At 62.7% G+C, this 13,304-nt stretch carries 10 protein-coding genes; 8 read left to right on the forward strand and 2 right to left on the reverse strand.

What is annotated here, in order from left to right:
* Nucleotides 1-92: 92 nt before the first annotated feature.
* The 3 genes from M0D68_RS23340 (at nucleotide 93) to M0D68_RS23350 (ending at nucleotide 5,726) form a co-directional block, all read left to right on the forward strand.
* On the forward strand, nucleotides 93-3,803 hold the full coding sequence (locus M0D68_RS23340; RefSeq protein WP_234488016.1) for an ATP-binding protein: 3,711 nt from the start codon (nucleotides 93-95) through the stop codon (nucleotides 3,801-3,803).
* A 382-nt stretch (nucleotides 3,804-4,185) separates the two neighbouring features.
* Complete coding sequence (locus tag M0D68_RS23345) at nucleotides 4,186-4,620, forward strand: CHRD domain-containing protein (RefSeq protein ID WP_093643597.1); 435 nt, start codon at nucleotides 4,186-4,188, stop codon at nucleotides 4,618-4,620.
* A gap of 128 nt (nucleotides 4,621-4,748) precedes the next feature.
* Nucleotides 4,749-5,726, forward strand: a complete 978-nt coding sequence (locus M0D68_RS23350; RefSeq protein WP_200653943.1) for an alpha/beta hydrolase — start codon at nucleotides 4,749-4,751, stop codon at nucleotides 5,724-5,726.
* Here M0D68_RS23350 and M0D68_RS23355 read toward each other — a convergent pair.
* Entirely contained in the window at nucleotides 5,696-6,538 is an 843-nt protein-coding gene (locus tag M0D68_RS23355) for an EcsC family protein (RefSeq protein ID WP_200653944.1), read from the reverse strand. The two genes, M0D68_RS23350 and M0D68_RS23355, sit on opposite strands and share 31 nt — an antisense overlap.
* A gap of 140 nt (nucleotides 6,539-6,678) precedes the next feature.
* On the opposite strand from M0D68_RS23355, the gene M0D68_RS23360 reads away from it, so the two are divergent.
* Entirely contained in the window at nucleotides 6,679-8,274 is a 1,596-nt protein-coding gene (locus M0D68_RS23360; RefSeq protein WP_093643591.1) for an MDR family MFS transporter, read from the forward strand.
* 31 nt (nucleotides 8,275-8,305) lie between these two features.
* Nucleotides 8,306-8,803: a MarR family winged helix-turn-helix transcriptional regulator gene (locus M0D68_RS23365; protein ID WP_200653945.1), complete on the forward strand. Its 498-nt coding sequence runs from the start codon at nucleotides 8,306-8,308 to the stop codon at nucleotides 8,801-8,803.
* Between the two features lie 89 nt (nucleotides 8,804-8,892).
* On the opposite strand, the gene M0D68_RS23370 is transcribed toward M0D68_RS23365, so the two are convergent.
* Entirely contained in the window at nucleotides 8,893-10,170 is a 1,278-nt protein-coding gene (locus tag M0D68_RS23370) for an amino acid deaminase (RefSeq protein ID WP_097391271.1), read from the reverse strand.
* A 146-nt stretch (nucleotides 10,171-10,316) separates the two neighbouring features.
* On the opposite strand from M0D68_RS23370, the gene M0D68_RS23375 reads away from it, so the two are divergent.
* The 3 genes from M0D68_RS23375 to M0D68_RS23385 all read left to right on the forward strand — a co-directional run bounded on the left by M0D68_RS23375 (nucleotide 10,317) and on the right by M0D68_RS23385 (nucleotide 13,158).
* Nucleotides 10,317-11,207, forward strand: a complete 891-nt coding sequence (locus M0D68_RS23375; RefSeq protein ID WP_200653946.1) for a MurR/RpiR family transcriptional regulator — start codon at nucleotides 10,317-10,319, stop codon at nucleotides 11,205-11,207.
* A 3-nt stretch (nucleotides 11,208-11,210) separates the two neighbouring features.
* Complete coding sequence (locus M0D68_RS23380; protein WP_211702910.1) at nucleotides 11,211-12,692, forward strand: amidohydrolase family protein; 1,482 nt, start codon at nucleotides 11,211-11,213, stop codon at nucleotides 12,690-12,692.
* Nucleotides 12,693-12,771: 79 nt separating this feature from the next.
* On the forward strand, nucleotides 12,772-13,158 hold the full coding sequence (locus tag M0D68_RS23385) for a RidA family protein (RefSeq protein ID WP_266225483.1): 387 nt from the start codon (nucleotides 12,772-12,774) through the stop codon (nucleotides 13,156-13,158).
* The last annotated feature ends 146 nt before the right edge of the window (nucleotides 13,159-13,304 follow it).

The following is a 13,304-nucleotide window of genomic DNA, read 5'->3' on the forward strand; positions in this document are numbered from 1 at the left end:
CGATGAGACGCCAACGCGGTGTCGCGGCGTGTCGGGTGGCCCGAAGTGTATTGCAGTGCCTGTTTGTAGTGTTCGCCTTTGTCGTCGCACAGATGCAGCCGGCGGCGGCCCAGCCTGTCGCTGATTCATCGCATCCGCAAGTCGGCGGCGCCTTTCCTGCCACGTTGACCATCGGCGTTCTAGCGAATGGATGGTTGCCTCTCGACGGACTTCAGGACGGTCAGCCAACCGGCTTGAGCGCCGACTATCTCCGCGCGCTCGTTGGGCCGAACGTCGTGATCGAGTCCAAAGTGTTCCCTGACATGCCGCAGCTACTGGCCGCAGCCTGCGCCGGCAATGTCGACCTGGTCATGAGTCTCGCGCGCACACCCGAGCGGGAGCGCTGCTTGAGCTTCAGCACGCCGTACTTTCGGGCGTCGGCATCGGTGGTGGTGCGTCGCGACGGCAATGCGTCGTACACGAGTGCCGCCCAGCTTGCCGGCGCGCGCCTCGCGGTGGAGAAAGGGTTTGCGCTGGAGCGTTCGTTGCGCGAGCGCTTTCCACGCGCCCAGCTGGCAACCTTCGCCAGTACGCACGCAGCGCTTCAGGCGGTCGCACAAGGCGATGCCGATGCCTATCTCGGCTTTACTCCGGTCGTTCAGTATGCGCTGGCCACCGGGGAATTCCGCGGCCTGCAAGTTGCTTTCGAGGAAGGCGGCAGAATCGCTGACTTGCGCTTTGCCGTCCCGCGCAGCCGGGTGGCGCTACGCGACCAGATCGATCGTGCGCTCGCTTCCATGAGTCCGGCCGACGACACGGCGATCCGTGCGCGCTGGCTATCCAGCAGCTTCGACGCGCAAGCTGCGTCCACTGCGCGGCGCCTCGCATTGACGGTCGAGAAGCAGCGCGTCCCGCAGAAGGGGCTGGCCGGCAACACGGCGGAGTCGGGAACGTGGAGCGTTACCGCCGTGCGCCTTTTGCCCTTGCTGATTGGTATCGGTCTCGTGCTGCTGGTTACGCTACGCGCGTATCTGCTGCTGCAACGCGAGGTCAGGCTGCGCAAGCAGACCGAACGCGAACTGGCGCTACAGCTTAACTTTCAGGAAACCATGATGGAGATGGTTCCTTATCCGCTCGTCGCCAAAGATCTGGATGGACGCTACATCGCGATTAACCGTGCGTATGAAGAAGTGTGTGGTTTGCGCCGCGAAGCGGTGATCGGACGTACGGCCGTCGAGGTCCAGGCATGGGGTGAAGCCAATAGCCACGTTCTGGATGACCTCACACGCAAGATGCTGAACGGCGGCGAGCCTGCGCAGGCGGAACTCGAGTTTGAACGCAGCACAGGTGACCTGCGGCACGGCCTGTTCTGGTCACGGATATGTCATAGCAGCGACGGCAGGGCCAGTTGTGTGCTCGGAACCATGGTCGATATCACCGATATCCGGCGTGCTGAAATGCTCGCGCGCGAAACCGAGCGGCGCCTTTTCGACGTCACGCGCTCATTGCCGGCTGTCGTATTTCAATTGCGACGCACCGTGGGCGGCGCGTATTCGTTTCCGTATATCGGCGGCGACACACGACATCTGCTGGGCGCCGCCCCTGCCTCGTCGATGAACCGCGAAGAAATCGATTTCAGACGTGTCTGCGAAGAGGACCGGCCTTTCGTGCTGGCCGAACTTGAGCGATCGGCGCGTTGCGAAACGCCGGTGAATATGGAGTTCCGCTTCGAAGTCGAGTGTGAGATCAAGTGGGCGCGCGCGGAGCTGGTGCCGCGTCGCGAGAGCGATGGCAGTGTTGTCTGGAGCGGCTATTGGGTGGACGCGAGCGTCGAGCACGCGCGGTCCGAGGAACTCGCGCGAGCGCGCGACGTGGCAGAAGCCGCCTCGCGTGCAAAAGATGACTTTGTCGCGATGATGAGTCACGAAATCCGTACGCCGATGAACGGCGTGCTCGGCCTCGTCGAAGTGCTGGAGCGCACGCCGCTCAATGCGGATCAGGGGGAAATGTTGAGCATGATCCACGAGTCGGCGGGGGCATTGCTGCAGATTCTGGACGACTTGCTCGACTATTCGAAGATCGAAGCGGGGCGGCTGACTATCGAAGCCGAACCGATCGACATGCGCGAGTTGGTCGACAACGCGGTCGGTTTACTCGCGGGCCGCGCCCACGAAAAGGGCTTGAAAGTACGCGTGGATATCGCGCCCGAAGTCGCGGCTACGCTCCGTGGAGACAGCGTGCGATTGCGGCAGATTCTGTTCAACCTTCTCGGCAACGCCATCAAGTTCACGCCGAAGGGCGAGGTCGACGTCCAGGTCGCGGTCGTCGATCAGGCCGGCGACGTTCAGACGATCGAGATGACTGTCGAGGACACTGGCATCGGCATTGCGCCGGAGCTGCAGGCGCAGTTGTTCGAGCCGTTCGTGCAGGCGGAGACCTCTACTACCCGCCGCTTCGGCGGTACCGGCCTTGGTCTGACGATATGCCGCAAGTTGATCGATCTGATGAACGGAACCCTTGAATTGCATAGCGAACCTGATGTCGGTACACGCATGACGGTGCGCCTCACCATGCCAGTGGCATCGCAGCACTACTCAGTGAACGGCTTGCGCGGCAAGCGCGGCGTTGTGGCGACGGACGACGCGCGGGTCGCACAGGCGCTGATGCATTTCGGCCAGGCCCTTGGACTAGAACTGAGTCGCGTATCGCCGCATGTGGCCGAACTATGCGATTCCGCCGGCCTGGAAGGCGTGGATATGATTTTCGTGAGTGAAGATGCGGCGCTGCCGACGAACGCCAGGCCCGGGTCGCGGATCATCTGCCTGACCGAGAAACCCAAGCCGACGGGCTATCGCATCCTCGACAACAACGTGCGCGTCAGTATCAACCCAATCTCGTGGCGCGGTCTCGGTGCCGCATGCGCGGCGGCGATGACGGGGCTGCCTTCCGTGGCGCCGCGTTCTACCGGCATGCCGCGCAAGGCCGAAGGCGCTGCCGTCCCGCCGGACCGCGAACGGGCAATTGCCAGCGGACGGCTGATCCTGGTTGCGGAAGACCATCCGGTCAATCAGGAGTTGATTCGTCATCAACTGGCCTTGCTCGGTTTTGCCTGCGACGTGGCGAACGACGGCGTCGAGGCACTGGCCGCGCTCGAGCAAACCAGCTATGGATGCCTGATCACGGACTGCCACATGCCGAACCTGTCCGGCTACGAATTGGCCCGGCGTATCCGGGAACGGGAGCAGGATGGCATGCACCATTTGCCGATCCTCGGGATTACCGCGAACACCGCGCCGGAAGACCTGAAGCTATGTCGCGACGCCGGCATGGACGACTGTCTCGTCAAGCCGACGCGGCTTGCTACGCTACGCGAATACCTGAGCCGTTGGTTCGGCACTGACAGCGCATGGCAAGCGGCTCCCGGTGAAACGCTCAGCGCACCGCCGGTTTTCGGGCAGGATGCGCATGGCGGCGCCGAGCCATTTGTCCCTGTCGACCTGAGTCATATGACGCAGTTGTGGGGAAGCGAATCGACCGTCAAGGCATTGCTCGATTCATTCGTTTCATCTGTGCGCGAAGACGTGCAGGCATTGTCGCCGCTACTCGAACACGCCGAGGTCGAGCGTCTGCGCGAGTGGCATCATCGCGTGGCGGGAGCTGCGAGCGTATTGCAATACCCGCCGCTGCTCAACGCGTTGGAGGACTACCGCCAGGGTATCACCGTCAAGACGCCGGAGCGCTTGCGCAGCGACGGGTTGGCTTTGGTGCGCAAGTGCAATGCGATGCTGGATGGAATCGAGGAACAGGCTGCGTTACTTGCATGACGCTACTTCACGCCGCATCGCACCGAGGCGCGGCTGTAGCGCCTCGCTTGCGCGACCGCATTGACGCGCGTTCGTGACTAAATCCACGCAGCGAATCGAGAGGACGAAAAAAAACGCGGCCGAAGCCGCGTTAAAGATTTGGAGACATCCCTCGATGAAGGAGTCACTTCTCGCAGTCGGAAGCATAATCCGGATGGCGCAAAAGATTCAGTACGAATTGCGCAATTAACTGTTTGTAAATATCGAAGAAGGCGTCGCGCAGATCGCCGCAATGTCATTTGACCCCGACGCAAACAGCTGTAACGGATTTGCACTAGTATGTGGTGGCTCCGCGCGTGACCGAAATGTCGGTGCGGCGGTGCATCAAAGTCCGGAGAAGACCATGATTGCGCTTCGAAAATTAAATCTTGCTGTGGTGTTGTGGGCGTTGGCGTCGGGCGTCGCCTTTGCGGATACGGTGGCGTTGAAGGCCGATCTCGAACCGTCGAGCGAAGTGCCGCCGCGCGTGAGTCACGGGCACGGCATGTTGAACGCCACGTTCGATACGTCGACCAAGTCCCTGCAATGGACGGTCACCTATGAAGGCCTGAGTGGTCCGGCAACCGCCGCGCACTTCCACGGCCCGGCGCCGGTCGGGCAGAACGCCAAGGTCCAGGTGCCGATCGGCAAGGACGCGTTGGCGAGCCCGATCAAAGGATCGGCGGCGCTCACCGAACAGCAGGTGACGGACCTGATGGCGGGACAGTGGTACTTCAACGTCCATACCGAGCAGAATCCGACGGGCGAGATTCGCGGGCAGGTTTTGCCGGCGAACTAGGCAAGAGGACAACGAGAAAAGCCTTGCCCGGTGGCGCGGGCGCTTTTTCGAGATTAGAAGCCGCCGTCCACTGGCGCGGCGGCGAACGCACGTACCATGTTGGGACACTATCGAAGGAGCGTGTCCCAATGAGTTGGCAAAGTGCACTCGCCTGCTGGTATCTGCGTAAGCAGTTTCGACCGCAAACTCTCAAGCCGACTATCAATGTGGAGAAGGCGCGTGCGCTGACAGCCAAGCGCGCCTGGTCGCCGCGCGTGCCGGGGGGCTGGCGTCTGCGCGAGTCGTACGGGCCGAACGATTGGCCGCTGCAGGGTGAGTGGATCGAGCGCGCCGACGGCGTGTCCACTTCCGGGAATGGCCCGACCGTGCTGTATTGCCACGGTGGTGGCTACTACTTCTGTTCGCCGCGTACGCATCGCTCGCTCGTATTCGGACTCGCCACGCGTGCGAACGCACCGATCTTTTCCCTCGACTACCATCTCGCTCCCGAGCACCGTTTTCCGGCGGCGCTCGATGATGCAACAGCAGCCTACCGTCAGCTGATCGCGGACGGCACGCCGCCGGAGTCGATTGTAATCGCGGGGGATTCAGCGGGCGGCGGCCTTGCGCTCGCTACGGTAGTCGCCTTGCGCGACGCCGGCGATCCGTTGCCGGCAGGCTGCCTGCTGTTCTCGCCGTGGACCGATCTCGCCGCTGCCGGCGCCACCATTCGCACCAACGACGGTCTCGATCCCATGTTCAGCGGTCCCGCCATCGCGCGGGCCGCGCAGGTTTATCTCGGCGATACGCCCGCCACGCACCCCTACGCTTCGCCGGTCTATGCCGACATGCAAGGCTTGCCGCCGCTCTTCATCATGGCGGGCAGCACCGAGGTATTGCTCGATGATTCGCAACGCGTTGCCGACAAGGCGCGCGCGGCGGGCGTCGACTGCGAACTCGAAGTGTGGAAGAAGATGCCGCACGTCTGGCCCTTGTTCACGCCATTCATCCCGGAAGGCGGCCGCGCACTCGACCGCGCCGCGGCCTTCGTGCGGCGCGTGACGAGTGCAACAACGAGCGGGCGCGGCACGACCGCTCAGCCGTCCAAAGTGACGTCGATCGCCTGATAGGCGGCTTCGACCGTTTCCAGGCCGTATTGCCGCTCCAGCCGCCGCACGGTGAAGTGACCGTGCGCGACCTGCTGGAAGTGGTCGATGAATACCGTGTTGACCATCGCGCCAAGCACCGCGCCAATCGCCGGAATCGACTTGGCGGCGATTTGCTCGCTCACCTGCACCGAAAAGCGCGCGGCAATCGTGTTGAGCAGACGTAGCAAGGCCGCCGAGCCATGCGCGGTGAAGCCTTTCGTCGCGATTTCGGATGAAGCCTTCGATACCGCCTGCGCCAGCGCGCCGCGCATGATGAAGTAGCCGAAGTCGGCGTCGTCGTCGGCCTTCGAGGTGCCGCCCATGCCGAGCACCGTCAGGCATTGCAGCTGCGTGTCGATCGACGACAGATCCTCGCCTTCGCTACGCGCGATGTCGCAGATCGAGCGAAACATCAACGTGGTCGTGACCGGTAACTCGACGGGCAGCGCGAACAGACCGAATGCGCCGCCAGCCGCGCCGGTGGTCGCCACAGCGAACTTGTGCAGCAGATTGCTCGGTTTGTCGGGCACCACAAGGGGCGAGGCGCCGGCCTGCCGCCCCAACGTGCGCAGCGCGATCGAGAGGCATTTGCGCAACGCCAGTTCCGTCGCATCCGTGACCTTTTCGTTGGCAAAAGCCGGCATGCGCGCGAGCAACTTCTCGAGCGGCGCGCCGACGATGCTCGCCAGTTTCATCGCCAGCGCGGGGCTCTCCAGTTCGTGTTTCGCGCGTCGCAACGCGCTCAGATCGTCGTCCGATAAGGATTGTGCTGCGAGCGAACTCGGCTCCATGTGCCTCCCTGGCGTCATGTATTGTCCATTCTTCAGTCGATTGCCGATGCGGCGAGCCGCACCGGCGCGTTCCAGCTTAGAGCATCACCTCATGGTATGATTCCCGATCGTTTGACGAGTCAACTGTTGCTCCATCAAAAATGGCTGTCCATACCGCGGCCCACCACTCGAGTGGGCAAGTTTTACCTTTCCGTGAGTCGCTGCTGGCGATGCTCGGCGTTTCCTTCGTTTCGATGCTGGTCGCACTGGACCAGACCGTGGTCGGCACCGCGCTGCCCACGATCGTCGCGGAACTGAAGGGTTTCGAGCTCTACGCGTGGGTCGGCACGTTGTATTTGCTGACCTCGGTGATCACCGTGCCGATCTTCGGCCGCCTCGGCGATTACTACGGGCGCAAGCCATTTGTGATCGCATCGATCGTCGTGTTCACTGCGGCTTCGGTACTCTGCGGCGCTGCCAACAACATGCTGTTCCTCGTGCTCGCGCGCGGCTTGCAGGGCATCGGCGGCGGCATGCTGGTCGGCACCGCCTTCGCGTGCATTCCTGATCTGTTTCCCGACTCGGTCGTGCGACTGCGCTGGCAGGTGCTGATGAGTTCGGCGTTCGGGATTGCGAACGCGGTGGGGCCGTCGCTCGGCGGTTTTCTCACGCAGTATTACGGCTGGCGCTCGGTTTTCTATGTGAATCTGCCGGTCGGTTTGCTGTCGCTATTTTTCGTCTGGCGCTTTCTGCCGCATCTGCGGCACATCGAGCACGAAGGCAAGATGCGGCTCGATTGGCCGGGTGCGTTGTTGATCGCGGTGGCGCTCGGTTCGCTGCAATTGTTCGTCGAGTTGTTGCCGAAGCATGGCGTCACCTTGGCCGCCTTCGCGCTGCTCGCATTGAGCGTCGCCTCGGCATATGGCTTGTGGCAGTGGGAAAAGCGCTGCCCGACGGCGATTCTGCCGGTGGATATGTTTCGCAATCGCAGTCTGGCCGCGCTCTTTACGCTCGCCGTGCTGGGCGGCTTCACGATGTTCTCGTTGTTGTTCTACGCGCCGTTGCTGTTTCAGGGCGGCTTCGGGATGTCGCCGAAAGAGGCGGGGCTTGTCATTACGCCGCTCGTCGTATTCATCACGATCGGCAGTATCGCCAATGGCCGCATCGTCTCACGTGTACGCAATCCGAATCTGATGCTGTACGTCGGCTTCGCGCTGGTGGCGCTGTCGTGCCTCGGCGTGGTCGTCGCGACGCGTGCCATGCCGCAATGGCTGCTGATGTCGTTCATGGTGCTCGGCGGCCTCGGTCTCGGCTTTGTGATGCCGAATCTGACGATCTTCGCGCAGCAGACCGCGGGCCGCGAACACCTCGGTATCGCCACCGCGCTGCTGCAGTCGCTGCGGATGATCGGCGGGATGATCGGCACGGCGCTGACCGGCACGCTGATCAGCCATATGTACGCGAGCGGCGTACGTAGTGCGCTCGAAAACGATCACGCGTCGCAGTGGTTCGCCGATCTCGGCGACCCGCAAATCCTCATCAATCATGATGCGCAAACCACCTTGCTCGGCCAGCTGACGCATGCGGGCCACAACGGCGCGATGCTGCTCGAGAGCGCGCGCGAATCGCTCGTTTCAGCCATTCATCTGGGTCTTGCGCTGGCGGCGATCATTGCCGTGGTGTCCGTGTGGCAAAGCCGGCGTGTGCCGCCGGTCAAGCTCCAGCGCAAGCTCGAGCCGGTGATCCACGCGGATTGATTTTTTAGCCTTACCGTTTTACTGACAGATCATGGAAGAACAGGACCGCGTCGCCGTCATGCAGCAATTCGGCCGCACTTATCGGGCGTTCATGTCGGCATTCGAAGCTCACGTGGGCCATCCGTTGCCGCGCTGGCGCATTCTGCTCGCGCTGCACGAACAGGCCGGCGAATCGTCGCAGAAGCGGCTGGTCGAGCGCTTGCGCGTCGATCCGGGCGCGCTGACGCGGCAGTTGAAAACGCTGGAGGGTTTAGGCTGGATTGCTCGCAGCATGGATACGCGCGACAACCGCGTGACCAATGTGCGTTTGACCGAAGCGGGACGGTCGGCGACCGAAGCCAGCTTGCCGCGTCGCAACGCTTTTTTGCACGACACGATGGCGGCGTTACCGGACGACGCACTGAGCGCGTTGTCGGGGGCGTTGAAGATGCTGGAAGTGCGGATTGGGGAAGTGGCGGCTGCGACTGGTGCTGCGGCTGCGTCGGCTGCCCAGGTGTCTGACACGGCGGACGCCGACCCGGCTCGCTGAGCCAGCGAGACCTGAACCTGCCGATTGAGCGGCAAGGCTACAACAAACGGCGCGCCACCTTGCGGTGAAACGCGCCGCTTCTATCACGATCAGAAGAACGTTTCGATCACTTCCGTGACGCGATACGACGGATCGACCACCAGCACCTGACGCCACTTGTCGAACGTCAGGCAGGGATGCGAGATGTCGAACGCGATCATGTCGCCGACCTTCAGATCGGCGCCCGCGGGAATCCGCAGATACGCGTGCTGATCCATCAAGCCGAAAATCTCCCAACCTTCGCTCGCCGCGATATCGCGTGGCGCTTCGGTGCCCGGACGATAGTGGCGCGACGGCTCCGGCATGCCTGCGTCGAAAGCGGAATCGCGTTTGCCGAGGCCGATGATCGCGCGATCCGGTTCCGGAATCGACTGCACATACGCCCACAATTGCAGCGCCGGCAGCAAGCCTTCGCCCATTTTCTTCGCGACCGGATTGCGCGCGAAGATGTCCGTCTGCGCCTTGCGGTACACGCCGACGTCATGCGTCAGATAGCAGCCGGGCCGCAGCACGACTTCGACCTTGCCGGTCTCCGAGGCCTTCACGAATTCTTCTGCGACCACGTCGTACCAGGCCGAGCCGGCGCCTGACAGAACAGCCGGCGTGCGGGCAAAACGCCCTTCGTCGACGAGCGCGCGCGTCACAGCGACGGCGCTCTGCAGGAACTCGCGCACTTCGTGTTCTTCTTTGAGCACGCCTTCATACAATTCGACGCCCGCCAGCTTCAACACATCCGGATAGCGCGCAATCGCCTCGAGCACCGCGTTGCGCTGCGCTTCATCGCGCACACCGGTGCGGCCGCCCGGCACGCCGAGCTCGAGCAACACCTGCAGCGGCTTGCGTACCGACGTGAAAAACTGACCCAGTTGTTCGACGCCTTCGACCGAATCGACGAGGCAGAAGAACTCGAAATCCGGGTCGCTCAACAACTCGGCGATCATCATCATGTTGCGGCGGCCAACTAGCTGGTTGGCCATCAGGATCCGCGACACACCGCCGTGATACGCCGCGCGCACCTGATGCGCGGTGGCAAGCGTAATGCCCCATGCGCCGGTTTCGAGCTGACGGCGAAACAGTTGCGGCGCCATGGTGGTCTTGCCGTGCGGCGCGAGCTTGACGCCGTATTCCGCGACGAACGCCTGCATCCACTTCAGGTTGTGTTCCACACGATCCGCGTACAGCACGGCGGCGGGCAGGCTCACGTCTTCGTTCAGCAGGTTCCACTCGAGGCGCGCGGCATCCGTGAGTTGGATGCTGGTGCCCGGAACCATGCCCAAGCCCTTGCTATAAGGATCAATCGTTGCGCCCTGATAGTTTGTAACTTTCATGTCTCCCTGCTCCATCGTCCAGTTAAATCGAATCAAAGTTGACTTTATCATGTTACCGAAAGTACGATGGTTGGAGGAATGTTATTTAGTACCACGGTTTTCCGGAAGCGCTTTGTAAGCGTTCGCGAGACACCCCACAGCCTGCAATGAACCTGACCGCCGAACCGCTGGCCTTCGATATCGTCGCGCGCATCGCCGAATGCGCGCCGGAACTGCGTTCGGCCGAACGGAAGGTCGCCGCGCTGATTCTCGACGACCTGACCGGGGCATCGCGTGCCAGCATCGGCGCGCTCGCCCAGCAGGCGGAGGTGAGCGTCGCGACCGTGACGCGCTTTGCCAAGGCGGTGGGTTGCCGCGACGTGCGGGAGTTAAAGCTGCGGCTCGCGCAGGCGGCCGCTGTCGGTCAGCGCTTCCTGCAGGCGGGCGGACCCACCGACGCGCCCGAGCCGATTGCCACCCGCGTGTTCGACGAACTGCAGACCGCGCTGGCACATAACCACCAACTTCTTCGTCAGGCGCCTTTAGCCGAAGCCGCAGCCACGCTGCGCGCCGCGCGGATGATCTACGTGTTCGGCATGGGCGGCGGCTCGACCGCGCTTGCCGACGAAATGCGGTTCAGGCTCGTGCGCCTCGGCCGGCCGGTTGCAACCTATCAGGACGGCCTGTTGCAGCGCATGGTGGCGAGCACCGTGTCGCGCGAGTGTGTGGTGATCGCGTTGTCCACCACCGGGCGCGTGCCCGAGATGGTCGAGAACTGCAAGATCGCGCGCAGCTACGGGGCGACCGTGATCGCTCTGACCGCGCCGGCTTCGCCGTTGGCCAAACTGGCCGATTGGGTGATCCCGATCGTCGCCTTCGAAACCGATTTCATTTACAAGCCGTCGTCGTCGCGTTACGCGATGATGATGGCGCTCGATGTGCTCGTCACTGAACTTGCCGTGAGTCAGGGTGACGAGAGCCGCGAATTGCTGCGCCGCATGAAGCACGCGCTCGACGCGCACCGCGGCGGCGGCGACCGACAACCGTTAGGAGACTGATCCATGCATTCGCATCCCGAAGCCGCCGATACGCTGATCGTCGGCGCGCAACTGTACGACGGCACGGGCGCGCCGCCGGTCGAACGCGACGTTGCGATCCGCGACGGCCGCATCGCCGCGATCGGCAATCTGTCGAACTGGCTCGCTGAAGAGGTGATCGAGGCGAACGGCCGCGCGCTGGCGCCAGGCTTCATCGACGTTCATACGCATGACGACACGCACGTGATCCGTTCGCCGCAAATGCTGCCGAAGATCACGCAGGGCGTGACGACGGTGATCGTCGGCAATTGCGGGATCAGCGCGTCGCCGGTGTCGCTGAAGGGCGATCCGCCTGATCCGATGAATCTGCTTGGCGAGCGCGATGCGTTCCAGTACCCGACTTTCGCTGCGTACGTCGAAGCGGTGAACGCCGCGCGCCCGGCAGTGAATGTCGGCGCGCTGATTGGGCACACGGCGTTGCGCAGCAATCAGATGGACCGGCTCGATCGCGCGGCGACCGCGGCGGAAATCGACGGCATGCGCGCGCAACTCGAAGAGGCGTTGTCGAACGGGGCGTTGGGTTTGAGTTCAGGGCTCGCCTACGGCTCCGCCTTCTCCGCGCCGACCGAAGAAGTGATGGCGCTGGCCGAACCGCTTGCCGCCGCAGGCGCGCTTTACACCACGCACATGCGCACCGAGTTCGACGCGATTCTCGACGCGATGGACGAAGCGTATCGGGTGGGCCGTCACGCGCACGTGCCGGTGGTGATTTCCCATCTGAAGTGCGCGGGGCCGTCGAACTGGGGGCGTAGCGTTGAGGTGCTGAAGTCGCTGGAGGGCGCGCGTCGGTTGCAGCCGATCGGTTGCGATTGCTATCCGTACAACCGCAGTTCGTCGACGCTTGACGTGAAGCAGGTGACGGGTGACATCGACATCACGATCACGTGGTCGGAGCCGCATCCCGAGATGGCGGGCAAGCTGATCAGCGAGATTGCTGCCGAATGGGGCGTCACGCAGCAGGAGGCCGGCAAGCGCTTGCAGCCGGCGGGCGCGGTGTATCACAACATGTCCGAGGACGACGTGCGGCGCATTCTGTCGCATCCCGCGACGATGGTGGGCTCGGATGGATTGCCGAACGATCCGTTGCCGCATCCGCGGTTGTGGGGCGCGTTTCCCCGCGTGCTTGGGCACTACGTACGTGACGCCGGTTTGCTGCCGCTTGAAGAGGCGGTGCGCAAGATGACCAGCTTGTCGGCGCGCCGGTTTGGCTTGGCGCAGCGTGGCGAGGTGCACATCGGTTATCACGCGGATCTGGTGTTGTTCGACCCGGCCAAGGTGCGCGACGCGGCGACGTTCGAGAAGCCGCAACAGGCGGCCGATGGAATCGACGCGGTGTGGGTGAATGGCGTGTTGGCTTACCGCGATGGCGCGGTGACTGGCGAACGGGCAGGGCATTTTGTGGCGCGTGGTGCGGCGTCGAAGGGCGATGCGCACGGCGCGTTTTGATTTTTTGTTTTCTGATTGATATGGCACGCGGTTGTGGCGTTGCTCGCGCTGCGTGCCGGACTTTTTAAGGAGCTGGATGATGAAGCGATATGGCGTTGAAGGTGGCAAGGGTACGGGTGGTCAACATATGCCCTTTGCTCGGGCGGTCGAAGCGGATGGCTGGTTGTTCGTTTCCGGGCAGACGCCGATGGAAAATGGCGAGGTGATCAATGGCGGGATTGTTGAGCAATCGCACAAGGCGATTCAGAATGTTTTCGCGATTCTGAAGGAAGCTAGGTATGGGGCGGAGCATGTTGTCCGCTGTGGTGTGTGGCTGGATGATCCGCGGGATTTTGCTTCGTTTAATAAGGTGTTTCGGGAGTATTTTGGGGAGAATCCGCCGGCGCGGGCGTGTGTGGTTTCTTCGATGGTGATTGATTGTCGGGTGGAGGTTGACTGCGTCGCTTATAAGAAGCCTTCGGCTTAAGGTTTTTTGGTCGTCGTAGGCGCTGATTGGGGGTTTTTGCCTGCTTGGCGCTTGTTTGTCACTGTTCCTGGGGCTTTGGCCTTTCCTTGAATTGCTAGTGGTCTATTAGCGTTGCCCCTGTGCGGGGCGGCACTTACTTTCTTTGC

The organism is Paraburkholderia sp. SEWSISQ10-3 4, from assembly GCF_030464785.1.
Taxonomy (GTDB): domain Bacteria; phylum Pseudomonadota; class Gammaproteobacteria; order Burkholderiales; family Burkholderiaceae; genus Paraburkholderia; species Paraburkholderia aspalathi.